The organism is Bacteroidales bacterium (genome assembly GCA_035353855.1).
Lineage (GTDB): Bacteria > Bacteroidota > Bacteroidia > Bacteroidales > CG2-30-32-10 > DAOQAK01.
In genome coordinates this window covers 1-26,694 of sequence record DAOQAK010000033.1, presented here as the reverse complement: position 1 = coordinate 26,694, position 26,694 = coordinate 1, and the positions used below count along the sequence as shown (strand labels likewise).

At 33.6% G+C, this 26,694-nt stretch carries 25 protein-coding genes and 1 tRNA gene; 9 read left to right on the top strand and 17 right to left on the bottom strand.

Features of this window, described 5'->3' with window-relative positions:
• Positions 1 to 146 precede the first annotated feature (146 nt).
• The 4 genes from PKK00_09600 to PKK00_09585 are packed head-to-tail and all read right to left on the bottom strand — an operon-like array spanning position 147 to position 3,960.
• Positions 147 to 1,412, bottom strand: a complete 1,266-nt coding sequence (locus PKK00_09600; GenBank protein HNW98648.1) for a hemolysin family protein — start codon at positions 1,410 to 1,412, stop codon at positions 147 to 149.
• Between the two features lie 7 nt (positions 1,413 to 1,419).
• Positions 1,420 to 1,971: an LPS export ABC transporter periplasmic protein LptC gene (gene lptC, locus PKK00_09595; protein ID HNW98647.1), complete on the bottom strand. Its 552-nt coding sequence runs from the start codon at positions 1,969 to 1,971 to the stop codon at positions 1,420 to 1,422.
• Between the two features lie 2 nt (positions 1,972 to 1,973).
• Positions 1,974 to 3,245, bottom strand: a complete 1,272-nt coding sequence (locus tag PKK00_09590; GenBank protein HNW98646.1) for a hypothetical protein — start codon at positions 3,243 to 3,245, stop codon at positions 1,974 to 1,976.
• Positions 3,235 to 3,960 (bottom strand): type III pantothenate kinase, encoded by a 726-nt coding sequence (locus PKK00_09585; GenBank protein ID HNW98645.1) that lies wholly within the window; start codon positions 3,958 to 3,960, stop codon positions 3,235 to 3,237. The genes PKK00_09590 and PKK00_09585 overlap by 11 nt, the downstream gene beginning before the upstream one ends.
• Positions 3,961 to 4,149: 189 nt before the next feature.
• Here PKK00_09585 and PKK00_09580 point away from each other — a divergent pair.
• A tRNA-Phe gene (locus tag PKK00_09580) sits at positions 4,150 to 4,222 on the top strand.
• Between the two features lie 102 nt (positions 4,223 to 4,324).
• Here PKK00_09580 and PKK00_09575 read toward each other — a convergent pair.
• Positions 4,325 to 4,747 carry a hypothetical protein gene (locus tag PKK00_09575; GenBank protein ID HNW98644.1) on the bottom strand — a complete coding sequence of 141 codons (423 nt, stop codon included), beginning with the start codon at positions 4,745 to 4,747 and terminating at the stop codon, positions 4,325 to 4,327.
• A gap of 91 nt (positions 4,748 to 4,838) precedes the next feature.
• Here PKK00_09575 and PKK00_09570 point away from each other — a divergent pair, with 91 nt between their 5' ends.
• Positions 4,839 to 5,348 carry a nitroreductase family protein gene (locus PKK00_09570; GenBank protein ID HNW98643.1) on the top strand — a complete coding sequence of 170 codons (510 nt, stop codon included), beginning with the start codon at positions 4,839 to 4,841 and terminating at the stop codon, positions 5,346 to 5,348.
• A 66-nt stretch (positions 5,349 to 5,414) separates the two neighbouring features.
• On the opposite strand, the gene PKK00_09565 is transcribed toward PKK00_09570, so the two are convergent.
• From PKK00_09565 to cysC, 7 genes are all read right to left on the bottom strand, one after another.
• Positions 5,415 to 6,803, bottom strand: a complete 1,389-nt coding sequence (locus tag PKK00_09565) for a thioredoxin-like domain-containing protein (GenBank protein ID HNW98642.1) — start codon at positions 6,801 to 6,803, stop codon at positions 5,415 to 5,417.
• 105 nt (positions 6,804 to 6,908) lie between these two features.
• Complete coding sequence (locus PKK00_09560; protein HNW98641.1) at positions 6,909 to 8,225, bottom strand: FISUMP domain-containing protein; 1,317 nt, start codon at positions 8,223 to 8,225, stop codon at positions 6,909 to 6,911.
• A gap of 12 nt (positions 8,226 to 8,237) precedes the next feature.
• Positions 8,238 to 8,735 carry a T9SS type A sorting domain-containing protein gene (locus PKK00_09555; protein HNW98640.1) on the bottom strand — a complete coding sequence of 166 codons (498 nt, stop codon included), beginning with the start codon at positions 8,733 to 8,735 and terminating at the stop codon, positions 8,238 to 8,240.
• A gap of 291 nt (positions 8,736 to 9,026) precedes the next feature.
• The gene (locus tag PKK00_09550; GenBank protein ID HNW98639.1) at positions 9,027 to 9,668 is read right to left on the bottom strand and encodes a YdeI family protein; all 642 of its coding nucleotides are present in this window, start codon (positions 9,666 to 9,668) and stop codon (positions 9,027 to 9,029) included.
• A gap of 163 nt (positions 9,669 to 9,831) precedes the next feature.
• Positions 9,832 to 11,589 carry a single-stranded-DNA-specific exonuclease RecJ gene (gene recJ / locus PKK00_09545; GenBank protein HNW98638.1) on the bottom strand — a complete coding sequence of 586 codons (1,758 nt, stop codon included), beginning with the start codon at positions 11,587 to 11,589 and terminating at the stop codon, positions 9,832 to 9,834.
• A 74-nt stretch (positions 11,590 to 11,663) separates the two neighbouring features.
• Positions 11,664 to 12,572, bottom strand: a complete 909-nt coding sequence (gene cysD, locus PKK00_09540) for a sulfate adenylyltransferase subunit CysD (protein ID HNW98637.1) — start codon at positions 12,570 to 12,572, stop codon at positions 11,664 to 11,666.
• Between the two features lie 2 nt (positions 12,573 to 12,574).
• On the bottom strand, positions 12,575 to 13,183 hold the full coding sequence (gene cysC, locus PKK00_09535) for an adenylyl-sulfate kinase (protein HNW98636.1): 609 nt from the start codon (positions 13,181 to 13,183) through the stop codon (positions 12,575 to 12,577).
• Between the two features lie 118 nt (positions 13,184 to 13,301).
• On the opposite strand from cysC, the gene deoC reads away from it, so the two are divergent.
• Entirely contained in the window at positions 13,302 to 14,132 is an 831-nt protein-coding gene (deoC, locus tag PKK00_09530; protein ID HNW98635.1) for a deoxyribose-phosphate aldolase, read from the top strand.
• A gap of 137 nt (positions 14,133 to 14,269) precedes the next feature.
• Here deoC and PKK00_09525 read toward each other — a convergent pair whose 3' ends face one another.
• Positions 14,270 to 15,016 carry an ATP-binding cassette domain-containing protein gene (locus PKK00_09525; protein ID HNW98634.1) on the bottom strand — a complete coding sequence of 249 codons (747 nt, stop codon included), beginning with the start codon at positions 15,014 to 15,016 and terminating at the stop codon, positions 14,270 to 14,272.
• The gene (locus PKK00_09520) at positions 15,013 to 15,768 is read right to left on the bottom strand and encodes an ABC transporter permease (protein HNW98633.1); all 756 of its coding nucleotides are present in this window, start codon (positions 15,766 to 15,768) and stop codon (positions 15,013 to 15,015) included. Before PKK00_09520 ends, PKK00_09525 begins: the two co-directional genes overlap by 4 nt.
• A 219-nt stretch (positions 15,769 to 15,987) precedes the next feature.
• On the opposite strand from PKK00_09520, the gene PKK00_09515 reads away from it, so the two are divergent.
• The 5 genes from PKK00_09515 (at position 15,988) to PKK00_09495 (ending at position 22,398) form a co-directional block, all read left to right on the top strand.
• Entirely contained in the window at positions 15,988 to 16,632 is a 645-nt protein-coding gene (locus PKK00_09515) for a hypothetical protein (GenBank protein ID HNW98632.1), read from the top strand.
• Between the two features lie 73 nt (positions 16,633 to 16,705).
• On the top strand, positions 16,706 to 17,797 hold the full coding sequence (locus PKK00_09510; protein ID HNW98631.1) for a mannose-1-phosphate guanylyltransferase: 1,092 nt from the start codon (positions 16,706 to 16,708) through the stop codon (positions 17,795 to 17,797).
• 74 nt (positions 17,798 to 17,871) lie between these two features.
• A complete protein-coding gene (locus PKK00_09505) occupies positions 17,872 to 19,269 on the top strand; it encodes a hypothetical protein (GenBank protein ID HNW98630.1) in 1,398 nt (465 codons plus the stop codon).
• The gene (locus PKK00_09500) at positions 19,266 to 19,805 is read left to right on the top strand and encodes a nitroreductase family protein (GenBank protein ID HNW98629.1); all 540 of its coding nucleotides are present in this window, start codon (positions 19,266 to 19,268) and stop codon (positions 19,803 to 19,805) included. The genes PKK00_09505 and PKK00_09500 overlap by 4 nt, the downstream gene beginning before the upstream one ends.
• Before the next feature lie 67 nt (positions 19,806 to 19,872).
• Positions 19,873 to 22,398: a CotH kinase family protein gene (locus PKK00_09495; GenBank protein HNW98628.1), complete on the top strand. Its 2,526-nt coding sequence runs from the start codon at positions 19,873 to 19,875 to the stop codon at positions 22,396 to 22,398.
• A 320-nt stretch (positions 22,399 to 22,718) separates the two neighbouring features.
• On the opposite strand, the gene PKK00_09490 is transcribed toward PKK00_09495, so the two are convergent.
• Together PKK00_09490 and PKK00_09485 are read right to left on the bottom strand one after the other, a co-directional pair.
• The gene (locus PKK00_09490) at positions 22,719 to 23,396 is read right to left on the bottom strand and encodes a LipL32 family surface lipoprotein (GenBank protein ID HNW98627.1); all 678 of its coding nucleotides are present in this window, start codon (positions 23,394 to 23,396) and stop codon (positions 22,719 to 22,721) included.
• 20 nt (positions 23,397 to 23,416) lie between these two features.
• Positions 23,417 to 24,139 (bottom strand): DUF5131 family protein, encoded by a 723-nt coding sequence (locus PKK00_09485; GenBank protein HNW98626.1) that lies wholly within the window; start codon positions 24,137 to 24,139, stop codon positions 23,417 to 23,419.
• A 473-nt stretch (positions 24,140 to 24,612) separates the two neighbouring features.
• Between PKK00_09485 and PKK00_09480 the strand changes: the two genes are divergently transcribed.
• Positions 24,613 to 25,266: an SOS response-associated peptidase gene (locus tag PKK00_09480; protein ID HNW98625.1), complete on the top strand. Its 654-nt coding sequence runs from the start codon at positions 24,613 to 24,615 to the stop codon at positions 25,264 to 25,266.
• 118 nt (positions 25,267 to 25,384) lie between these two features.
• Here the strand turns inward: PKK00_09480 and PKK00_09475 are convergent, their stop codons facing one another.
• Complete coding sequence (locus tag PKK00_09475; protein HNW98624.1) at positions 25,385 to 26,626, bottom strand: carboxypeptidase-like regulatory domain-containing protein; 1,242 nt, start codon at positions 26,624 to 26,626, stop codon at positions 25,385 to 25,387.
• Positions 26,627 to 26,694 lie beyond the last annotated feature (68 nt).

Below are 26,694 nucleotides of genomic sequence, written 5' to 3'. Positions count from 1 at the left end.
AAATAAGTGCGCAAATTTAGAATTATTAATTATAAATAGAAAATATTTATTGATTTTTCTATAATTCATATTAATGAGTGTTTATAAGTGACATTTTAAAATAGAATAATTGTTTATTAATAATGTTGAAAAAAATCATAAAAATTTTATTCAATGATTTTTACATGTACTTGTTCAATGCGGGTTTTGCTCACCTGGATAATTGTAAAAATAAAATTTTTCAGGAATATTTTTTCGTTTTTTAATGGTATACTTTGATGATGATACATAATTAATCCTGCCAATGTTTCATAATCGGTAGAATCGGGCAGTCCGATACTGTATTTTTCGTTTATATAATCGATTTCCAGTCGGCCGGAAAAAATAAATTCATTTTTACTTATTTGTTTTTCAATAAGCTCATCAACATCAAATTCATCACTTATTTCCCCGAAAATTTCTTCAATTACATCTTCCATGGTTATTATTCCGGAAGTACCTCCGAATTCGTCAACAACAACTGCCATACTTTTTCGTTGCTGAATAAAAAGTGTAAGCAAACTGTTGGCTGGCATTGTTTCAGGAACAAAGCTCAAAGGTCGTAATACCGATTTTATCGAAGGTGGGTTACGGAACATGTCGTACGAATGAACGTAACCGGTAATATTATCAATATTTTCGTTGTAAACAATAATTTTTGACAAACCGGTTTCGATAAATTTATTTTTTAAACGTGAAATATTCTCCTGGTTGTCGATGGCAATAATTTCAGTTCGTGGCACCATGCATTCGCGAAGTTTTACCAATGGAAAATCCATAGCATTCTGAAATATCTGTATTTCATGTTTCAACTCTTTTTCATTTCGGGCATTAGGGAAAAATTCTCTCACATAATTGTCGAGGTCCCTGTATCCGAATACATGTTTCTGGTCAACAATTTTGATCTTGAAAAATATTTTAAGAATAAACTCCGATAAAAATATTGAAATGAATGTAACGGGATATAAGATATAGTATATGATAAATACAGGAACTGCAAAAATATTCAGAATATGATTTGCATTGATACGGAATAACATTTTAGGAATAAATTCGGCTGTTACAAGAATAATAAGGGTTGAAATAATCGTTTGTGTCAGCATGATTAAAAATTCGGAAGTTATTTGAACGGGGAATATTTTTAAAATATATTTTTGAAGAACATTTCCCATTACAATACCATAAATAACAAGCGAAACACTGTTGCCAACAAGCATCGTTGCTATGAAATCAGAAGGAGATTTTTGAAAATGAGAGATAATACGGGCAGAAAAATTTCCTTTATTTTTTTCGAGTTCTGTTTTTAATTTATTCGAGGTTACAAATGCTATTTCCATTCCCGAAAAAAATGCGGAAAAAATCATGGTAATAATTATGATTTCCCAGCTAAGCATAATAAGTTTAATCTTCGTTAATAGTAATAGATCCTTTGGGTTTCTTTATTTTCCAGTTATCAAAGCGTTCGTCGGCTTCAAGCCCGTCGCCCCATAAGATATCTTTTTTTGTAGTAATTTTTACAAACTTATCGGAATAGATGATTGCTTTTTTTTGATCCCAAATCAAATGATCTGTATTCAGCTTTTCTTTTTTTTCGTTTATAACAACTACATCATTCTTGGCTTCCATGATATTTTCCTTATCATAGCTTATAGCGTATTTGGCAGTAAGCATTGAAGTAACATTCATATCCCTGTCATAAAAATAAACTTTTACACCTTTGGGCATTTCGGAATAATTTTTTTCCCCCTCGTAGCGATCCAGTTGGGGGGCTTTCACATTTAACAATATTCGACCGGAATCGCTGTAAACGGTTTCCACATCTTTTGCGGATTCAACAGGAAGGTAATCTTTATTCCCAACGGTATTAATGGTTTTGATATCGTTTTCACATGAAGCGAAAAACCATACCGATATTATAATGAAGAATAATTTTTTTATGATGTTACTTGTCATTATTAGTCAAAGCGACGTTTTATAAACCAGTATTCGTGAACCGACAGGCTGAAAACAACTTTAGCAAAACGTTCTCTTATAAGATTGTTATCTGTAGTTCCTCTTTGTCCCAGTTCAAACCCCAGGTTTAATGTTGATTTTGAACGTTTCATTGGAATACCAATCCCAAATGATACAGCTGTTTCATTAAGCTGGGTGTTGTGTAACTGTAAATAAGTTTCATTATATCTTAATCCAAAGCGGTAACGTGCATGTTTCCATTTTTGTGTAAGGGAATTTAAATTCGGAATGTATTCCAGTCCAAATGAAGCCTGCATACTATTCAGCAACGAATCGCTTTCGCCGAAAGATTTAAATTTTTTCCAGTTCTGAAATTGGTAATCAGCGCCCATTAATAATTTATTATTTATACCGAAAGTAACACCAGCACCAATACTTTGCGGAATGGTTATCGTTCCTTTGCTTCCTTCAGAATAAATTATAGTATCAACAACATCTTCTGCTCCATCATTAGATGGTAAAAAACGGTAAATCAATAAATCCTGTTTTGCATTTAAATTTGCGTTTGCATTATAAACAAATCCTGTAACCATTTTAACATTTTTGGAAATATTTTTCTGATACTGCATGCCATAGTTTAAAAACAGGTCGTTAACACGTGTAGAATTTACGATCTTGGTACTTAAGAAATAGATAGAATCGGGGAATGAAACAGTTCCTAATTTATTTAATGAGCCAAAAATATATGAAGCATTGAATCCGATGGATAAATTTTTTATACGAAAAGCATTTCCAAAATAAAACTGGTTTAATCCACCATTACCTTCATAAGTGTAATCTGTTGTTCCTATATTATCTAAAGTATCTTCATGAAGTATATCATATCCTACATTACTGTATGGCAATAATCCTATACTGGCTCCCCACCATTTGGTAACCGGAAAACCAAAAACCAGGTAGGAAAGAGAAGTATAATTTGTTAAATGTTTTTCGGTTGATGATTCAAGTTGCATGAAATTACTGTTGAGTCCTGTTTCAAAAACAAATGATAATGTATCGAAAGCTGTGTATGAAGCCGGGTTGCTGTAATTTACAGAAGTAGGATTGCGGTATCCGAATGAGATTCCACCCATAGACGTATTACGGATATATTTATTATTCAGTAAATCGCCAAGCCCGAAACGAGTATAAGGTGAGCTGACATGTGTTTGCGCCATAGCGGCTGAAAACACCAACATCAGTAAAAAAGCAAAACAAAATTTTTTATTCTTCATTATATTCCAATAATTCGTTTAATCCAATTAAAACCAGTTCGGAAACTGCAAAGATGCTATTTTTTAATCGTTTTGCCAAAAAAGCAGCATCACCTCCGCAAAGCAAAACAATAATTTCTTTATATTTTTTTTTATAGTAATCAATGGTATATTCAATTTCAGCAACTGTTCCATTTATAACCCCTGTGATAATAGATGATTCAGTATCATAGCCATAATCATTTTTTAAATCGCGTAAATTCACTAACGGAAGTTTTTCTGTAAAAGTATGCAAAGCAGTTAATTTCATTTTTATCCCCGGCGAAATGGTACCACCATAATATTTGCCATCGGCATGTAAAAAATCGGTAGTAATACAAGTTCCTGCATCTATTACCAAAACATTTTTTTTAGGATAAAGTGAAAATGCTCCCGAAATCCCTGCTATACGGTCGTTTCCTAAAGTTCCGGGAGTTTTGTACAAATTTACGAAAGGTAATTTTGTTTTATTACTTACCAGGTGAAGTTTGCAAAATGATTTTATAGTTGCAATAAGATTTTCGGGAATGATACGAACGGATGATACAATAGCATTTTTTATTTCGCTGTATCTTAAAAAAATACTTTCAACAGAAAATTCATCAATACTCTCTGAAGTTCCGCCATAAATGATTTCTTTTTCTTCAAAAACGGCATATTTCAACAAAGTGTTCCCTATGTCAATGACAAGATTCATAATTAAAAATGAATCGCAAAGGTATGAATATTTTACGCTTAGCTGTTTTTTTATGCTTATGAAAAAATTAATTTGTGCAATTAAAAATTAATTATTTACCTTTGCAGCCCAATATACTTCGACTGTTTGAATTCTTTCAAATTAATTAGTTGAAAATCAAACAAAATTCAAACGCTCAGTATAAAAGTTGGTGGGGTAGCTCAGTTGGTAGAGCAACGGACTGAAAATCCGTGTGTCGACGGTTCAATTCCGCCCCTCACCACAAAACCCAAAAAAACGAAAAACCCGTATCTCTACTTTGAGGTACGGGTTTTTTCATAAAACAAAAACGGATCAACTAAAAAATATTTTATAAATAATCAAATTAATAAAGAAGTTCGGGAAGTATTTCTTCTTCCTGTCCGTTTTTAAACAGGACCTTATATTTTATATAATACTCATGTTTGCTTCCGCCAATAATTATATCGTTTACAATTGCCCTAGAAGAATCTTTTTTCAGAAATACTTTATCTCCCACAGAATATTTTAATGGCAAACGAACGGAATCCCTGTATTTCATAGCATCGGTGAGCGTTCGGTATTTCGATAGCAGTGCATTTATAAATGACAGGGAGTCATTGGTCTTTATAAGTTTATTATAACGTGAATTGGCATTTTGAGAAATATTTTCCAGGTCAAATATTTTTTTTGTTTTTTCCTCCACCTTTTTATTAAGCGTATATATATATATGCCCATTCCAATGATGACTATCGAGAAAAATAATATAAAAAAAATTCGACTTTTCATAAGTTATAAATTATCGGATTGTATAATTATACGAAATGAAATTCTGATTGTTACTTTAATTTAATAATTTTATGGTCCAAACCAGAAAAGTATGGATGCAATAGAAAATATTTTAACCCGCAGAAGCATAAGAAAATTTTCATCGCAAAAAGTTGAAAAAGAAAAAATTGACTTATTATTAAAAGCTGCAATGTACGCGCCTTCGGCGCGCAACACCCAATCGTGGCAATTTGTAGTTGTTACAAAAAGAGAAACTCTTGAAGCTATCAGGAAAGTGCATCCTCATGCATCCATGCTTGCCGAAGCTACTTTAGCTATTATGGTTTGTGCCGATAAAAGCTATGAACCCATTGAAGCCTTTTGCAACCAGAATTGTTCAGCTGCTACATTAAATATTTTACTTGCTGCACATGCGCAGGGATTGGGAAGCGTGTGGCTTGGCGTGTATCCGCGTGAAGAACGTGTAAAAAATATTACCGAATTATTTAAGTTGCCTGAAAATATTTTTCCTGTATCTATTGTAGCACTTGGTTATCCTAATGAAACAAAAGGCGACCCAAATAGATTTTTACCTGAAAGGGTGCATTATGAGAAATGGTAAAAAGATTGCAACAATAATAATTGAGAGTAAATAGTGTAAGATAGATATTCAGGAAACAGAGAAATTTTATTTAATATAAAAATCAACCCATGCATCTATTTGCTTAACAGATTCGGGTCGTAAAATTATTTTTTGATTTTTATCTAATAAAAACATTGTTGGCGATGCAAAAACATAATAATTTTTAACGGGTTGGGAATTCCATTTTTTGTAATCGCACATGCTGATGAAAGGAAATATACTTGTGAAATTGTTAAATGTCAATTTTACTGTATCTAAAGAAATAAATACCACTTCTACATTTTTAGCTTTCCATTTATCATAAAGAGGAATTAGCTTTCCAAGTTCTTCTGCGCACTTAGGGCACCAGCTTGCTCCGAAAATAACCACTTTATAATCTGATTTTATTTCTGATAAATTTTTAGTTGTATTTTCAATATTACCTTTTTTTACAACATCACCGGTAAATATAATATTGGGAGCACTGTTCCCAATTTTCATTGCCCGGTACATTTCAAGCTTATTAGCAAGATTATCGTTGAGTGTACAGCTATTCTGGGTTAATACTTTTACAGCTAAATATTCAGAAGCCTGAAACAGACTGTGAGTTTCCAGTAAATCAAAAAGATATTTGGTTATTTCATTGAATTTTTTTTCATCTTTTGAAAGACTTGCAATTAAACAATCGGTAGAAATATTCATTTCCTTGAAAACAGTATCTAATGGTTGTCCCATATTTTCCAATAGCCAATAATGACTTTCAATAGCATCTTTCAATAAACCACTTTTATATAATCGTTCATCAGAATAATCAATATTCCTGAAAGCTTCCAAAGTTGTTTTTATTTCTTCGGTACGATATTGGGCAATTTTAGAAACAGAACTTACCAATTTGCGCAAAGGTAAATACCAGCTTACATAACTTTTAGTATTCAAATTTTTTAGAAAATCGTTATCTTCTTGTTTGATTCGAATGATTTCATTAACGATTTTTTGTTGAGTATCTTTTTGCTTAACAAAAAAAGAATCGGATTGATATAAGTTTCGTAAATAAATCCATGCATCCAGTGCTTGCTCGCGTTTTGCATGTTCTGATGCATATTGCTCAAATAGCTGGTTCTCTTTTCCTGATAAAATGGTAATTTTTTCAGGTAATTCAAAAGTTTCTCCTTTTAGTTGAATATCTTCAGCGCTTAGCAAAACATAATATGCTTTATTATCCTTAGTTACTAGATACCCCATACCATTATTTTTTAATGAATAATTTAATTTAAAAATACCTTTATCTGAAACTACAACACTATCAATAGTTGTAGAAATAAAACCTTCAAAGCCAAACAATCGTATCTTTTGTCCTGCTAATGATGGAAAAATTCCTGTAACAGTATTTTGTGAAAATGCATTTATAGATAGAATGCAAATTGCGATTATAGATAAAATTTTTTTTAAATTCATTAGAGTTTAATTATCCTGAAATTAATTTAAAAATAAGTTGATTAAAAAATAGAAAGTTCATAAAGTATATACTTTATGAACTTTCAGCATTAATTATACGAATCATTAATTTTTAATACATCTAACAGAATTTCCTTGAGCACGATATGTGTCACTATTAGATGGGTAAATACCGCTAGAAGTATAATACAGGCATTTCGCATATGATCCACTTACAGTACTTGACCAATAACAACCAACGGATCCAACATTCCCAAGTGCACCTGTGCCACAATAGCGTATTCCTCCTTGTGTTAATTTAAGTACAGAGGCATAAGCTCCTGCTGCATTGCTGCTGCTCCAAGTTGAGCTTTCTGAGGCAAGCTCAGCATAAGTAGGCAATCTGTAACCAGAAGGACATGGGTTATTTATACCATTTACTCCTTGCCATAAATCATCATTTTTGGGGCTGCGCCAAATGCCACCACTAGGACCATCACAGGTAATAAAGTTACCATGTCCCGGACTATCAGTACTTGACAAAGTTCCTGTAGTAGATGAAGTTCTTATTTGATGTCCGTCAGTTCCTCTTCCCCATTGATATAAATCCCCATATGCATTAGCATCGGTACTGCTTGTTGCTACTTGTGAAGCGCCTAAATTGCGGTCCATCCATATTTGATTTGTAATTGGATTTAATACTTCATTTGTACCGGCAATTTTATATACTCTCCAGGTAGGAACTCCATTAACCAAGGCTAACAAATCCCCTGTGTTTCCAGGAACAACAGTTATCCATGCAGTACCATTCCAGTAAAGCATTTGTCCAACAGTAGTGCCATCAGAAACTAAGTTTTTACCTGTTTCTTTATCAACTTTTTCATTATCTAATTTAGTAACAGAATCTGCCAAAGCTATTTTAGTTGCATAAGCACTTAAATCCTGATCGCCGGTATTAGTACCGGAAAGATGACTTAGATTTGTTATATCGTTAGCTGAAATATTAGCTGCCTGACTTGCTGTGTAAACAGGATCAATTTCTGAAATTGATTCTACAGTTTTTGCATGCAGTGCATATGGAACACTTAATAATTGACTTGTAGCAGTGATGGTATAAGTTGTTAAAGGTGCTGTAACTGCAATCCTGGTTTCAATAAAATAGGTATTGCTTGCCCAGTTTATTGTATTAAAACCAGCTCCGCTACCTATTTCAATACTTACCAAACCATTGGCATTGGTGGTTGGTGTCTGGGTTTCGGTATAAACAATTGTTCCCGATACGGAACCTTGTCTAATGTTTATTTCCATACCGATAATTGTATTTGTTATTAAATTTCCCAAGCTATTACGTATTACTGCCTGGTAACTCATTTTATTAGGTGCCTGAGCAAATGCGCTTACCGATAATATTACTGTTGTAATAATTACAAATAATTTTTTCATTTTTATTTTCTTTTAATTTTTTATGATTTTAAATGTTTTAATTTCTTTATTTCCTTCGATAATTTTAAGGATATAAGTTGCCGGTACAAGACTGCTTGTTACAATGCTTGTTTGATTGGCTTCAAGTTTTTTTGTTTCTAAAAGTTTTCCGCTTGCATCGAAAAGCTGATAGCTCAAGGATTCGATAATTAAAGTGTTTGAGGCATCTATATTCAGATTTATTAAATCACTTGTGGGATTTGGATAAGCTGAAGCAATAAGGTTTATTCCTTTGGCTTCATCAATTTCAGTTATCACCGATATTTCATAAGGTTGTTGCACGCCTTGTAATGCCGTACCATTTGTTCCTGTACCGGTGGTGTAAACCATCTGTCCAACAGAAAAACTTGCCGAACCTCCACTACCCGAGGCATTGCCTCCTGAAGATGGAACTGCTGTTTGTGCTTGTAATCCTGTTAGTCCAAGACCTAACAAAATAACTACACTTAATTTTAATTTTTTGTGTCGCATTTTCATTGCTTTTTTTAATGGTTATTGCTTTTTTAATGATATATATATCGCTAAATTTTAATAATGAAGATTAATGAATTTACTTAAAAAAATACAACCAAAATCTTCAATAGTTAAAATTCGATAAGTAGAATTTTTTCGTTTTCAAAGTTACATGAAAATATTAATATTTATAAAAAGAAAATTTTTTAAAAAAAGTAAATGAAAAAATAATTTATCATTTGATTAATAGAATATAGTTATAATATTTAAGGTTGAACAAATAAAAACAAACTATAGAAAATCATTATATTAATCATTCAATCCTTTTCCATCAAGAATTTGTTGGATATATTTTTCAATTCTTGCTTCTCGGGTTTTGGATTGTTTAGGTTCGGAAAAATATAGAATGTATGCCCTTTGTCGTCCTGGTGTTAAGCCATGGAAAGCCGTTTTCAAAAAAGGGTTTTCATTTATTTTATTTTGAAATTCTTCAGGAATTTTATACTCAGTGGTTTTTTTTAAATTTATTTTTAATCCAGATTTTTCAACTTCAACGGCTTCTTTGATGTATGCTTTCAATATGTGTTCCAATTTAATTATCTCTTTAACATTGGTGAACCTAACCTGACGCCCCGCCTGTACATTATTAGTTTGCTGAATTAAAATACTTTTATCATCACGTAACAATGCTCCTTTAAAAAACAGAATAGCACAATATTCTTTAAATCCATGTATCAGTACAATGTTATTATCTTGAAAAGAATAACTAGGTTTGCCCCATTTTAAATCTTCAGTAAGTTCACAATCAAGTATGATTGTTCTTAATTTCCGAAATTCATCTTGCCACTGTTTAGCTTTATTTATGAATTCGTCAACTTTCGGATTTATATTGCTTTTTGACATTATAATTAAAATAGTTTTTTGATTTAGGATTCGTAATAAATACTTCAAAAATAAAAAACTTATTATGTTTTTTAAAACGTTTGATTGAAATATTAAATGGATTTTATACTCGTTCTTATCAGGTTTGCAAAGGCAAAACTGTTTAGAACGAGTTATACCGTACAGAAAACAAAAAATATTTTTGCAAAACTCTTTTCTGTCAGTATAAGAATTAAAGTTCTTTATCGGCTTTAATATCTTTCACTACCAGTTGCAATGAAACATTGCCGTTCCATTCGTTTTCATCAATATGATAGCAAAGACTAAAAGGTTTTCCGCTACTTACAAGCGGAAGGTGTTCTGATAATCCGAAACCTATAGCATTATATTCGGGTTTATAGATGCCCGGGTAAATAGCGCAAAAGCGCAGATGGTTCAAACCAACAATTCGCGCAAAGCCTTTGTCAACAAGTCCGTGAGTAAGAAAAACAGGAGCCATGTTGCCGGGGCCAAAAGGTGCAAATTGTTTTAATATTTTATAAAAACGTGGTGAAATATCAGTTAATTCCAGTTCGGAATCAATTTCTATTTCGGGAACTAACATTTCATCAGTTATTGTTTCGGAAACAATTCTTTCAAACTTTTCGCAGAAGGCATTTAAATTTTCGGGTTTTAGTGATAAGCCAGCTGCATATTTATGTCCGCCAAAATGTTCAAGCAAATCGCTGCATGCATCAATGGCATCATAAATATCGAAGTCCTTTACAGAACGGGCGCTTCCGGTAATAATACCGTTCGATTCGGTAAGTACGATGGTGGGGCGGTAATAGGTTTCGATCAACCGTGAAGCAACAATTCCAACAACTCCTTTATGCCATTCGGGGTGAAAAATAACGGTAGTTTTTTTATTTTTATGTGTAACGTCGGAATATAGCATATCAATGGCTGCCTGTGTGATAGTTGTATCAAGACTTCGGCGTTCAGTATTATTATCATTGATAGATTCGCCAAGCTGCATGGCTTCTGCAAGATTTTCGCTAATCAGAAGTTTAACTGCATTACGTCCGTTTTCTATACGGCCTGCTGCGTTGATACGTGGTCCTACAAGAAAAACCAGGTCGTTAATATTCAGTAACCGTGAAAAAATTTGTTCATCTTCACTTACACCTTGACGTTTGACTCCACTGAAATTGAGTACAGCCTCGAATCCCGGACGTGGTTTTGAATTTAGTTTTTTCAAACCAAAATATGCCAGTATCCTGTTTTCGCCGGTAATGGAAACGATATCGGAGGCTATGCTTACCACAACAAGATCCAGTAGTTTTTCAATTTTTTTAAATGGAATATTATTTTTTTGTGCGTAAGCCTGGGCAAGTTTGAAACCTATTCCACAACCGGAAAGTTCATTGTAAGGATAAGTACAATCGGAGCGTTTTGGGTCAAGTATAGCAACAGCAGGTGGTAGCTGATCGCCCGGGCGGTGATGATCGCAAATAATAAAATCGATTCCTTTTCCTTTAGCAAAAGTAATTTGCTCGGTAGCTTTTATTCCGCAGTCAAGACAAATAATCAGTTTAAATCCATTGTCGGCAGCAAAATTAATCCCACGGAAAGAAATACCATAGCCTTCATTATAGCGGTCGGGTATATAAAAATCGAGATTTTCGGCCGGATAAATATCTTTTAAAAAGGAATAAACCAGAGCTACAGCCGAAGTTCCGTCAACATCATAATCGCCGTAAACCAAAATTTTTTCGTTGGCTTTTATTGCTTCTTCAATACGTGCTATAGCGATATTCATGTCCTTCATCAGGAAAGGATCATGTAGGTCGGTTAATTCGGGGCGGAAGAATTTTTTTGCTTTTTCAAAAGTATCTATTCCTCGCTGGATAAGAAGGTTAGCAATATTCATACTGACATTAATTTCTTTTGCCAGAGATTGTACTGCTTTAACTTCGCTTTGTTTTTTTATTACCCAGCGTTTGGTCATTTTTTTTGTTTAGCCTGTAAAGGTAAAAATATTCGACAAATTTTTTAGAAAAGAAAATAATTTATGGAAAAACTTTAAAAATAACCTTCTTTTTTCCTGTCTTCCATTGCTGCTTCGGAGCGTCTATCGTCAGCCCGTCCACCTCTTTCGGTAATTCGTGATGCAGCTACTTCATCAATAATTTCTTCGACCGAATTAGCATTGGATAAAGTGGCACCGGTGCAGGTCATATCACCAATGGTTCTGAAGCGCACATGCATCATTTCGGGAATTTCATTTTCTTTTCGTTGCATAAAATCAGAATTGGCATAAATAACTCCGTCGCGGGTAAAACATTTCCTGTTGTGCGAAAAGTATAACGAAGGCATTACTATTTTTTCCTGTAAAATATATTGCCAAATATCCATTTCTGTCCAGTTGCTTAATGGAAAAATCCTGAAATGCTCGCCTATTCTCTTTTTCCCATTAAATAAATTCCATAGTTCGGGGCGTTGATTTTTGGGGTCCCATTGACCGAATTCATCACGATGAGAAAAAAATCGTTCTTTAGCCCTTGCTTTTTCTTCGTCGCGGCGTGCACCACCTATAGCTACATCGAATTTATATTTTGCAATAGTATCGAGCAAGGTAATTGTTTGAAGAACATTGCGACTTGCATATGGACCTTTTTCTTCAACAGCACGACCACTATCAATAGATTCCTGAACATATCCAACAATAAGCCTTGTTCCTGTTTTATTGATAAGATTATCGCGGTATTCAATCGTTTCCGGAAAATTATGTCCTGTGTCGATATGAAGCAAAGGGAATGGCAATCGTGCCGGGTGAAAAGATTTCAGCGCAATATGCACCATTACAATAGAATCTTTCCCTCCCGAAAAAAGTAAAGCAGGGTTTTCAAATTGGGCAGCGACTTCACGCATCACGAAAATTGATTCGGCTTCCAGTTCGCGCAAATGCGTTAGGTTATATGAAGGCATCATGGTTATCGGCTGTATTTTATTTTTGGAAAAATGAAATCAAAAACCTGTTGTGTTGTTTCTTCAATGCTAAGTATATCGGTTCTCAGTTCCAGATCTGGATTTTCCGGCATTTCAAATGGAGAACTTAATCCGGTAAAATCTTTTAATTTTCCGGCATTGGCTTTTTTATACAAACCTTTTGTGTCGCGTTGCTGGCAAACTTCAAACGGAGCATTAAGGAAAATTTCTTTAAAATCATTATCGCCGATAATATTGCGTGCCATTTGACGTATAGCTTTAGTAGGACTGATAAAGCAATTCAGAATGATCATTCCGCTATTAATGAAAAGTTTATTTAATTCGGCAATGCGTCTTATATTTTCTTCCCGGTCTTTTATTGAAAAACCTAAATCTTTATTGATTGAAGTTCGAACATTATCGGCATCGAGCAACTGACAAATAAAACCGTTTTTAAATAGCATTTGCTCCAACTCCACTGCTACCGTAGTTTTTCCGGCACCCGACAAACCATAAAACCAAATTGCCAGTGAATGTTGTTTAAGGCAGGCTTCTTTATTTTCACGTGGAGTAATACGATCGAAAATCGGGAAAATATTTTTTGTATCATTCATATTTGTATTGCAAATTTAAAAATAAATCATCATAAAATTTATGCTATGATTGTTAAGTTTTAATGAATAAAGGAATTATTTAATTACTTTTGAAAACTTTTTTAAAAATCAATACGATATGACAGAAATTACAGAAAGCTACGTAGCCGAAAATGTAAAAAATATTTTAAGCAAACCTCTTGAAAATTATTCTTCAAAAGAAGCCTGTAAATTTGCTTTAAGCATCATTGACCTTACAACACTGGAAGGTTCGGATACCGATAAAAAAGTTATTGATTTATGTACTAAGGCAAAAAGTTTTTGCGAAAAAGGGAAAGACATTCCCAATGTGGCCGCTGTATGCGTGTATCCGCCGTTTGTAAAAATTGCAAAACAGCAATTAAAAGAAACAAATATTAATGTAGCATCTGTTGCCGGAGCTTTCCCAAGCGGACAATCACCGATTGAAGTGAAACTTGCAGAAATAAAATATGCTATTGATGAAGGTGCTGATGAAATTGATATGGTAATTTCGCGCGGAAAATTTTTAGAAGGAAAATACGATGAAGTATCGGATGAAATTTTTAAAATAAAAAAAGTTTGTGGTAATGTTCATTTGAAAGTTATTCTTGAAACAGGTGAGTTGCTGACACCTGCAAATATTCGTAAAGCAAGCGATATGGCTATTGAAGCGGGTGGTGATTTTATTAAAACTTCAACCGGAAAAATAAATCCTGCTGCAACTCCCGAAGCTGTTTTTGTAATGCTCGAAGCAATAAAAGACCATTACAAAAAAACCGGGAAAAAAATTGGAATTAAACCTGCAGGTGGAATTTCAAATGTTAATTCAGCAATGAATTATTTAAAATTGGTAAATGCTGTTTTAGGAAAAGAATGGATGAATCCGCATTTGTTTCGTCTTGGTGCAAGCCGTTTTGCTGATGCTGTACTGGAAGAAATTTTGAAATAAAACATTTGTTGTTTGACGTTAGACGTTATGATTGTTTGACTGTAGACTGCGAATTGAGGACTGTTGACGGAATTCCCTTGTAAACTTGCCAACCTCGCCGTCAGCCTGAGCCTGTCGAATGCAAGGCGGGTCAACTTTTATTTTTTCAGCTTTCTCAACAATTCAGTAGCGTAAACAAAATCGTTTAACTCTTTATTATTGGCGTAAAGAATTTCTTCTTTATTACCTTCCCACCACAGTTCACCTTCGTAGATGAATGCGATTTTATCGCCAATTTCAACTACAGAATTCATGTCGTGAGTATTGATAACAGTAGTGATTTCAAATTCTTTGGTAATTTCGCTAATTAAATTATCAATAAGAATAGATGTTTTAGGATCAAGGCCCGAATTAGGTTCGTCGCAAAAAAGATATTGTGGATTCATTGAAATTGCACGTGCAATTGCCACACGTTTTTTCATACCTCCACTTATTTCGGAAGGGTAAAGATTATTTGAATTGATAATGTTAACACGCTTAAGACAAAAGTTTACCCTGTCGAGTTTTTCTTCCATACTTTTATTGGTGAACATATTAAGCGGAAACATTACATTTTCTTCAACTGTCATCGAATCGAACAATGCTGCTCCCTGGAAAAGCATACCTATTTCCTTGCGGATGGTTCTTCTTTCAATATCATCCATTTTACAGAAATCGCGTTTATCGTACAACACTTGTCCTTCATCAACTTCAACTAACCCGACAAGGCATTTCATAAGTACCGTTTTCCCGGAACCGCTCTGACCAATGATCAAATTGGTTTTACCTTTTTCAAATTTTGAAGAAACATTTTTCAAAACCGGACGACCGCTAAATGATTTCGATATATTTATTCCTTCTATCATTTGGAAAGTAAAAGCTGGGTTAAAACAAGGTTTGATAAAATAATGAGTATGCTACTGTATACAACTGCCTTTGTACTTGACTGACCAACTTCCAATGCTCCGCCATGAGTGTAATAACCATGATATCCGGAAACGGATGTAATGATAAGTGCAAAAAAAGCTGTTTTAATTAATGCATAAAAAATTTCAAACGGAACAAAAAACGATTGAATTCCTAAAAGATATACATGAGGAGTAACGGCGCTACCGAATAATGCAACGCCCCATCCGCCTAATAATCCGAGTAACATGCTTAATGCTATAAGAAAAGGATTAAGTATAACACATGCAACAATTTTAGGAAGAATCAGATAAGAAGATGAATTTACACCCATGATTTCAAGAGCATCTATTTGTTCTGTTACACGCATGGTTCCTATTTCGGAAGAGATTCGGGAACCTACTTTCCCTGCAAGGATAAGGCTTACAATTGTAGGGCAAAATTCAAGAACCAAAGATTGACGTGTGGTAAAGCCTATGGTATACAAGGGAATGAAAGGACTATCGATATTATATGCTGTTTGTATTACCAGTACAGCGCCCATAAAAACAGAAATGATAGCAACAATTCCTAACGAGTCGAGGCAAAGATTTTCCATTTCAATAAATATCTGTTTTTTGAAAACAGACCATTTATCAATCCTGCCAAAAACTTTCTTTTGCAGAAGAGCATATCTCCCAATATGATATAATAAACTTTGAATAATGCCCATGAAAAAATCAAAAAATGTACAACAAAATTATTATTTTTGAAGTTTACTTGATAAAGCAAAATTACATTATGTTTCGTAATAAAAAATACTGTTTATTAATCTTTGTGATTATTTTTAGTTTTTTTTCGTCGGGTTGCTTTATTTTCAGGCATAAGAAAAAATGCGACTGTCCTACATGGAGCAAGGCAAAGTACGAGAAAATATATATAACATCAACGGATGGAAGAAACAAAAATTCTTGAAAAATATATTCCCCCTGAATCTTTTCCGATATTATCCCCGCTGCTCGAAAAATATCCAGTTAAAATTAAAATTGTTAAAGGGCGTGTTTCTAAATTTGGCGATTTCAGCTCTTCTCCTACAAAAAATTACATTCCTGAAATTACAATTAACAGCAATCTTAATCCATATATTTTTCTTATCACGTTATTACATGAAATAAGTCATTATATTGTGTGGCGTGAAGGTCATTTTTATGCTAAGCCTCATGGGCGAAACTGGAAAAAACATTTTACAGGTTTAATGAATATCATGATAGGCGAAAATGTTTTTCCTTCAGACCTTGTTCCTTTTCTGAATAAACATCTGCAAAATCCTAAAGCAACAAGTTGTTCCGATGCAAAACTTTTTAAAGAACTTTCGAAATACGACAAAGATAAACCCGGTGTTTATATTGATGACTTATTAGAAAATACCTTATTTGAAACAAAAGACGGAGATTTATATAAAAAAATAAAAAAAGTGAGGACAAGAAGTTTGTGCGAGAATGTTAAATCAGGTAAGAAATATTTATTTAGTCCTGTATACAGGGTATTTCCAATAACAGAAAAACAATATGTTATGGTTTTTCCGATAATTTTTTAATTTTGCCGCACAAAATGTAATTAAATATTTTCGGTATTGATGAAAACTATTTAACCCATTAATTTTTAATGTAATGAAAAAAAATCAGTATTGTGTTATCATGGCAGGGGGGATAGGCACACGTTTCTGGCCTATGAGTCGTACATCGCATCCAAAACAATTTATTGATATCCTGGGAACAGGGCAAACTTTACTGCAGCAAACATACAATCGTTTCAGAAAAGTTATAGGAAAAGAAAATATATATATTGTTACCAATGAAAGTTATAAAAAATTGGTTTCAGAACAATTACCCGAAATTTCGGAACAACAAATAATTTGTGAGCCTTTAAGAAGAAATACAGCTCCATGTATAGCATATGCCAGCTATAAAATTTACGAAATTAATCCGGCTGCAAATATTGTTGTTGCACCTTCCGATCATATAATTTTGAAGGAAGAAAACTTTATCGAAATCATTAATTCAGCATTAAAAGCAACCGAAGCAAATGACTGGCTGCTTACATTAGGGATAAAACCCAGTCGCCCGGATACGGGTTATGGATATATTCAGTTTAATGAAAGCATTGCTTACCAAAAGGATAACCGAATAAATAAAGTTAAAACCTTTACTGAAAAACCTGTTCTTGAAATGGCAAAACAGTTTTTAAAAAGTGGCGATTTTCTATGGAACTCAGGTATTTTTATTTGGTCGGCAAAAAATATTATCGATGCATTTGAGAAATATACTCCGGAGATTTCAACACTATTTAAAGAAGGAGTAAAAAAATATAATACACCCAAAGAAAAAGCTTTTATAAAAGATACTTACACTGTTTGTAAAAATATTTCTATCGACTATGCCGTAATGGAGAAAGCCGATAATGTATATGTTTTACAATCTGATTTTGGCTGGTCCGATTTGGGAACATGGGGCTCATTGTATGAAACGCATAGTAAGAACAAAGAAGGGAATGCCATTGTTGGGAAAAATGTTATGGTATATGATTCAAAAAATTGTATTGTAAATATGCCAAAAGACAAACTGGTTGTTCTGCAAGGATTACATGATTATATTGTTGTTGAGTCGGATAACATTCTTCTTATTTGTAAAAAGACAGAAGAACAACAGATAAGGAAATTTGTAAACGATGTGAAAGTAGAAAAAGGCGAACAATTCATTTAATATTCCTTTTTAGATTTTTCTGCAAGCATACTGTATTTTCTGCATTATTAAAAGGGAAGATAAAATTTATTTTTATGAAATATTTCCCGGTACTATTTATTATCATTGTATTCTCAGTTTTTTCGTGTTCATCAAAACATCATCATGGCGCTGATAGTTTGGATACAGTATTAGTGAAAGGAAAAGTTACCGATGTTATAAAATGCAGATATGATGTAACACAAAGTTATGCTTTATACCTTCCTTCAAATTATGATAAAAATAAAAAGTGGCCTGTTGTTTATATGTTCGATCCACATGCAAAAGGTGCATATCCTTTAACGAAATATAGCGCCATTGCTGAAAAGTTCGGATATATTTTAATAGGTTCAAACAATTCGCAGAATGGAGTGCAATTCAATGTTATTAAAAATTTCTTCGATACATTATATTCCGATTCGCATCGTAAATTCAGCATCGACGATAATTTTATTTATGCTGCCGGATTCTCAGGTGGCTCAAGGGTTGCAAGCAATCTGGCTGTTTATGGAAAAATAAAATCGGTGATTGCTTGTGGTGCCGGTATGAGCGGAAATGAAGTAAATTCGGCCAACTTCGGATATTATGGAATTGCAGGAAATGAAGATTTTAATCAGAATGAAATGTTTGCGTTAAAGGAAATCCTTCCGCAAAAATCAATTCCTTATTGTTTCGATACATTCGATGGAAAACATGAATGGCCTCCTGATAGTATCATGGAACAAGCGTTTTTATGGCTTAAATTGCAGGCAGTAAAAAATAAATTGATAATTGCTGATACTACAGAAATCAACCCGGTATTCAAAAAGTGGGAAAAAGAATTTATTGAACTGAAATCAAAAAATATTTGCAAAGCTTATCAATTATGTGAAAAGATGATAAGTTTTTTCGATGGTATAAAAGATGTTTCAGCATATAAAAAATCGTTAGAAGAATTGAAAAAGAATCCATCATATATTGCGGCAATCCAAAAACAAAAAACCATTTCTGAAAAAGAAATCAAATTGCAAAGCGATTATGCCGTAGCTATTGGTGAGAAAGACACATTATGGTGGAAAAAACAGGTAACATTAATAAATCAGCAAATAAAAACAAATGCGGATAAAGATGAAAGAGTAATGTATAAAAGACTGCTGAATTACCTGAGTCTTGTGGCGTACATGAATACCAACAATGCAATGAAGATGAATGATTATGAAACGGCTTATCGTTATGTGATAATTTATTCGCTTGTCGACCCTGAAAATACCGATTGTGCTTATTTTAAAACAGTGATATTAATGAAAAAAGGAAAAATTCCTGAAGCGTTGTTATCGCTTGAGAATGCTGCCAGACTTGGGTTTTCGGATGCCGGTAAATTAGAGAGTGATACAATTATGGATCGTTTAAGAACACAGGAAAAATATTCTAAAATTATTGAAGAAATAAAAATGAATTCTACAAAAGAAAAATGAAATTTCTTGAATTAATACTAAAGCGACAAAGCGTTAGAAAATATTCTGAAAAAGCTGTTGAAAAAGAGAAAATAGAACGTTGTCTCGAAGCTGCCCGACTTGCTCCATCAGCATGTAATGCACAACCATGGAAGTATGTTGTAATCACCGGGAAAGAACTGAAAGAAAAGGTAGCAAAAGAAACTTTCAGTGTTATTGCTCCATTTAATAAATTTTCATTAAAAGCTCCGGTGATTGTTGCTATTGTTATGGAAAAACCGAACCTGCAATCGCAATTCGGAGGTCGTGTTAACGATAAGGATTTTTATTTGATAGATATTGGTATTACCGCTGAACATTTCTGTCTTCAGGCAACTGAAGAGGGTTTGGGAACATGTATTTTAGGATGGTTTAATGAAACGGCCATCATGAAACTTTTAAATATTCCATTAAAGAAAAGAATAGGATTGCTTATAACACTTGGCTATCCAGCAGATGAACCCCGACAGAAAAAAAGAAAAGATATTAATGAAATAAGTAGCTTTGATAAATATTAAAATAAATTATCTGTCATCAGGCAACTTTTAGAAATATTCATCATCTTTAATAAAAAATAATAACGTCATGAAAATTAAACTTCTACTTACTATTTCTATTTTTATTATTTCTGTATTCTCATTGCGTTCGCAGGTTGTAATAAATGAATATTCCTGTTCTAATCTTAACCAGTTTGTTGATAATAATGGCGAATACGAAGATTGGATTGAATTGTATAACACTTCTGCAACTGCTGTGAATCTTGCCGGGTATTACCTGAGCGATGATTCTATTGAAAATTTAAAATGGAAAATACCTTCAGGGATTTCCATTGCAGCAAATGGATTCCTGCGCTTCTGGGCATCGGGTCGCGACATGGTTAGCGGAACAAATTATCATACTAATTTTAAACTTACTCAAACAAAAAATAATAATGAATTTATAACTCTATCAAACTCTTCAGGTGTTATTATCGACCAGAAAGAAATTAAGCAAAGAACACAGGTAGGACATTCAATTGGTCGTTCTACAAATGGTGCTCTGACATGGAGCGTGTTCACAACTCCTACTCCTAATGCAAGCAACAATACTTCCACTCCTTTTGATGATTATGCTTCAAAGCCACAGGAAAACCTGACAGCCGGGTTTTATGCAAACCCCGTTACAGTTACGCTTTTAAATGATGAACCCAATTCTACTGTTTATTATACACTTGATGGTTCTCAACCTTCGGCATCATCAACTGTTTATTCGGGACCAATAACCATTTCAACCACAAAAGTTTTAAAAGCAATTACAATAAGTTCTGACCCTGCAATTCTTCCGAGTTTTATAATTTATGATACATATTTTATTAATGTTTCGCACACAACAGTTGTTGTATCAGTTGCAGGTGAACAGGTTGACGATCTTGCAAATGGTAACGGGAATCTTGTTCCTGTTGGCACCATTGAATATTTTAATTTAAATAAAGAACGCAAAGCAAAAACAATGGGCGATTTTAATAAACACGGTCAGGATTCGTGGGCTAACAGTCAGCGCAGCATTGATTTTGTAGCACGCGACGAGATGGGTTATAATTCAGCAGTGAAACAAAAATTAATGACTTATTCTGATCGCGACAGTTATCAGCGTTTTATTTTACGTGCTGCCGGCGATGACAATTATCCTGCCGATCATAATTCTGCAAATGCAGGAAGCGCCCATGTTCGCGATGCTTATGTACACATGGTTGCCAAACAGGGTGGGCTTGATTTGGATGTGCGAATGTCGGAAAAAGCAATTCTATATATCAATGGTCAATACTGGGGAGTGTATGATATTCGTGAGCGTCCGGATGATCATGATTTTTGTGATTACTATTACGGACAAGATAAATATCATCTTCAGTATCTTTTATATTGGGGTGGCCGTTGGGCTGAATATGGCGGTAATCAAGCAATGACCGACTGGGATACTTTTTATGATTATATCATGTCACTGAATATGGCTAATCCAACAAATTATCAATATGTAACAGAAAGACTTGATGTGAAAAGTCTTGTTGATTATGTTTTGGTAAATATGTTTAGCGTATGTAGTGATTGGCTCAACTGGAATACCGGCTGGTGGCGCGGTATGGACAGTACTGGCGGGCATTTGAAATGGGGGTATATTTTATGGGATAATGATGCTACATTTGGTCATTATATTAATTATACTGGTATTCCGAATACAAACCCTGATGCTGACCCATGTGATCCCGAATCTCTTTCTGGTGATTCAGACCCGGAAGGACATATAGCCCTGCTTTTAAAACTTAGGGAAAATCCTGATTTTAACCAGTATTATATTTCTCGCCAGATCGATTTATGGAATACAGTTTTTGGTTGTGAAAACATGTTATCAAAATTGGATAGCGTTGTTGCTATTATCGACCCTGAAATGACACAACATGCAGCTCGTTGGAGTGGAACTTATACGGAATGGAAAAACAATGTTCAATTATTACGTGATTTTATTACTCAGCGTTGTGTGGATCTTACCAGTGGATTTATTGATTGCTACAGCCTTACAGGACCATATAATTTAACAGTTGATGCCGATCCTGCTATCGGAGGAAATGTAAAAATCAACTCATTACTTATTAATCAGTACCCGTGGACTGGCAACTATTTCGGTGGAATGGAAAATAAATTACAGGTATTACCTGCCTTGGGTTATGAATTTATAAATTGGACAAGCGATTATACTGCAATGGTTCCGGGAGCAACAGCCGATAGCATTTCGGTAACGCTTACAACAGCTGATACAATAACTGCTCATTTTCTTTATACCGATGTTCCCGAATTGCCGGAAAATAATCCATCAATATCAGCGTATCCTACTGTATTCAGCAATTCAACGGTTATTGATTTTAACCTTCCTGAAGAATCTAAAGTATCGATGAAACTTTATACATTACAGGGAAGAGAAATATCAACAATAATTAATACGGATAAAGTTTTACAAAACGGTCATTACGAATACCAGATAAACTTGAGCAATACTTCGCTTCCTGCCGGAATGTATGTGGTTGATTTTGTTGCCGGAAAATACCGTAAATGTATTAAGCTGATTTATTCGCCGCAATAGAGAAAAATATTTCGTTATTCGTTAGTTGTTAGATGTTCGAATGTTCAACTGTTCAATTATTCGATTGTTATTATCCGCCTGCCGAAGTCATTAATTGCTGCATGTTGACTGATGACTATCCCTTCAAAGGCAAAAGGAATTTCCTAATTTCAATAAATTTTATTTTTCACGCGGAGTCGCAAAGACGCTGATATATCTGTTCTATTGTTCGAATGTTCAACTGTTCAACTGTTCAATTATTCGATTGTTATTATCCGCCTGTGGCGAAGTCATTAATTGCTGCATGTTGACTGCATATTGTACACTGCCTATTGAATTTCCTAATTTTCAATTTCAATAAATTTCTTTTTGATTTTTATTCCATTCAATTTTGTTGCGGAACCGATTTGTAAAATAAAACTTCCTGAAATTTTTTCGTCTTTCATGCTGCTTATTACAATGCGGTAAATACCTGAACTTAAAGTTTTATAAGGTTGTAAAGTATCGCTTATTATTCTGAATAAAGAATTGTTTTTTTTGCCCGAAGGTTGCGCAAATAATTCATCATTATCATCGTTGCTGCCAAGCATGATCCATTCTTTTTTCGTTGAATCTATTTTTGCAGTATCGTTAATGCTAAAATAATGCTCAAGCGCTATCCACGGGTCGAACCAGTTTTTATTTGCTTTGCGGTATTCGTAATAACCTTCTTCAACTATATCGCCTTTGTCGGGAAACATCACCGGAGATACAGGCGACATAAGCCTTACACCTATTTCGGCAGTTTCTTGCGGAAGATTAAAATATAAATAGTAAAAATTTTTCCCACCTGCTGTATCCGATACTTGCCAAGTGGAATCAATAAAACCAAAATAGCATTTTGTATCGGCATAAGGATAGCGCAAGTCTTGCCCATTGCGTTTTTGTTTTCCAAGCTCTGCCCCAAAAACATTAAGCCTTTGTGCCTGAGTTTGAAAAGTAAAAATCAAAAGTAAAAATGTTATTATCTTTATTTTCATAGAATCATAATAAAATTAGTTCATCTTTTATAAATATCTATCCCCGCTTTCTTTGCTTGCTGAAATTGAAATTTACGGCTTATCTTATACAAATGTCCATCCTTAAGAAACTTTGCTCCTGTTTGTTTAAAATGAAACGGAATATTTTTTTGCTTGCATTGTTGCTGTATATCAAGCACCCAGTCGTAATTACATACTCGGGCTTCATTCCCCGATTCTCCTCCAACTAAAACCAGTTCAACCCAATTCTCTAAATACTTCATCATATCTATTTTTTCAAGAAGCGGTTCGCAAATTATCATTTTGTGTTTGATAGGAAGCGCTTCAAATATTGGCAAACGATAATCGGCTCTATCCTGGTTTTCAATAGTTGTACCAATTGTTACATTATCATATCCATCGCCCCAATCATCGGGCAGGCTTATGTTAAAGCGGTCGATGCGTTTGGTGATAAATATAAAATGACAATCATTTCTTAACCGGATCATTTTCCAAACATCGTTGCGCCATTCATCAGCATCATCAAGAAAAAAATCAGAACTGAAACAAGTGTACACCTCTTCATTAGCGGGAATTGTAAAGGATTTATTTCTTTTTCTTTTTATCGGAAGATTGAAATTTTGCGTTTTCTTTACAACAGAACTATCCTTGCCATGTCGCCCATCGATTCTGTAAACATAGCAGTTTTTACAACCTGCACTTATTTTTTTACACCCGTGCCAGGGATTCCAGGTAACTGACAAAACGTAAATTTAAATTGTTCTATGTTCAAAGATATTAATTATAAATGATGTTGTGTGGTTGAAAATAAAAACGTTTTTCATTCAGAGCGAAACGATGAATTGTTATTAAATAAGAAGCCTCATTTCCTGCGCGTCCGGTCAGGTGGGTGTTCGGCATGACAGTTAATAAAAAATAAAACTTAATTTTTTCTTTTTTTATATTACTTTTTTTAGAAAAAAGTAAAAAAAAATCGGAAAATTTAAAAGCCCTGCGATGGTCGTTTGTCGCACAAATCCATATATGATATGCCACGACCATCACGGCTATCATCACACAAAAATCCGCCGCTCCAAATTTTCCTTTGCCATCGCTTAAATAAAATTTTCTGACAGCTTAGTCTTTTTGATTCGTTTACATCTTGACCATAGAATATTAAGATATACTACTTTTTTTACTTAACTTTAATTTTTAAATTTGTGAATAAACTCAAATTATGTGCGGACGTTTTTCATTTACTTTAAGCGATAAAATTATTGAAGAGCGCTTTGATGTGGATATCGAAGACGAAGAAATTATTCCACGCTTTAATTGTGCGCCTTCGCAAAAACTTGCTGTAATTACCAGTGATAATCAAAGAAAGCTCAGTTTTTATAAATGGGGACTTGTTCCTTCGTGGGCTAAAGATATTTCTATTGGTAATAAAATGATCAATGCTAAAGCAGAGACCATTTTTGAAAAACCATCTTTTCGTAATGCCATAAAAAGCAGGCGCTGCCTGGTTCCCGCCGATAGTTTTTATGAATGGAAACAGGATAAAGAAAAAACCCCTTACCGCATTTTATTGAAAAACGAAGTGCCTTTTGCCATGGCAGGAATATGGGAAACCTGGAAAGATACTGAAGGAAAACCACTTCACACTTTTTCAATTATTACTACCGAAGCAAATGAAATGATGAAAGAAATTCATGAACGCATGCCGTTAATTCTTCAGCGTAATGATGAAAAAAAATGGTTGAACTCAAAAAATGAAACAGAAATAAAATCGTTACTAATTCCTTTCCCTTCCGAGCTTATGACAGCTTATCCAATTTCAAAGTTGGTTAATTCTGCTGCAAATAATTCGGCAGAAATTCAGAAACCTGTTTAAAATTAAAAATTATTTTTCTAGTTGATTAAAAGAGAAAATTTGAATAAAAAAATATTTCTGCGAATATCTGCTTTAAATTTTGCAAATATCTGCGAGAAATATTTTTTAGATGTAGTAATTAAATCTTCATGCTGTATAGCATTCGCGGTTCTTCGGGTGTGTTGTGGTTGGTGTAAAGGAAATATAATTTCCCATTGCTTATTTTAATATTGTCAACAAACGGTAAATTAGGGATTTGAATGGAGTTAATAAGTTGTCCAGTTTCCAAACAAATTTCTTTTAGTGTGGATATGCCGTCTTTCCTGAATAATGCGTAAACTTTTTCAGAACGTTCATCAAAAAATATTTCACGGTTCCAGCTTTTATCATGATGAAAATCAATAGGAATTTCTTTTACAATTTTATTTGAATCATCAAAATAGCCCAGCCATGAATCTTCAAAATTAAAAAGATAAAGTGTATCGTGAATATTAACCAGTGGAGCAAAAACAGGTTTGTAAAAAGCAAGGTCTTCGAAACGTGCCTGTACATCGGGATCATCGGCAGAGCATACCATTCTTGCCCTATCATATAGCATGCGAGTATTTTTTTCATTCTCGATGGTAATTACATCCGTATAAATTTTTGAATCTCTGTCGTATTCAATATAATCAAGCTTTTGATTGTTCATTGAATATTTTTTCATGTACATTTTTTCTTTTCGTGCTTCAGTCAGAATGCTGAAAATATTTTTAAATTCATCAGTAGGATATGGATACAGAAAATCAATATTCATTGAATCGATAGCTAACTGAAACGCATCATTTTTCGAAATGAAATATTTGTTTTCGTAACAATCTTTATACAAATGTTCGGGTTTGCTAACAGGAACTGAAAAAACGGTATCGCCTTCTAAAGTTAGCATATAAAGCCTTGCCTGTGAAAGCACTTTATTTTTATAAGCTAGTGCCAGAATTTTATCCTGAACAAATTCATAATCGGTAATAAATAAAGGTTCGTCTTTTGTTATAGGTATTGGTTTAGCAGTGGTAACAGATAATTCGGGAAGTTCATTAATTTTTTCTTTTAGAAAAATTTCAACTTTTGAATTTAATGTTGAAACGAAAATTTGTTTTTCGAAATAACCAAGATGTGATATAGTAAGTTTACAAGGAATGGTGTCGGTATTAATTTTAAAAAAACCATTATTGTCGGAAACCGAAACTTCGGAATTATTTTCGCATGTAATGCTAACAGATGATAGAGGGGTTTGTGTTATGCTGTCTTTAATAAAACCTTTTATTGTATAAAAATTTTGTTGTGCCTGAACTTCAGGAATTGTAAGTGTTACAAAAAACAATATGTAAATATATTTTTTCACAACTACATTTCATTTTTTTATACTCGTTCTTATCAGGTTTGCAAAGGCAAAACTGTTTAGAACGAGTT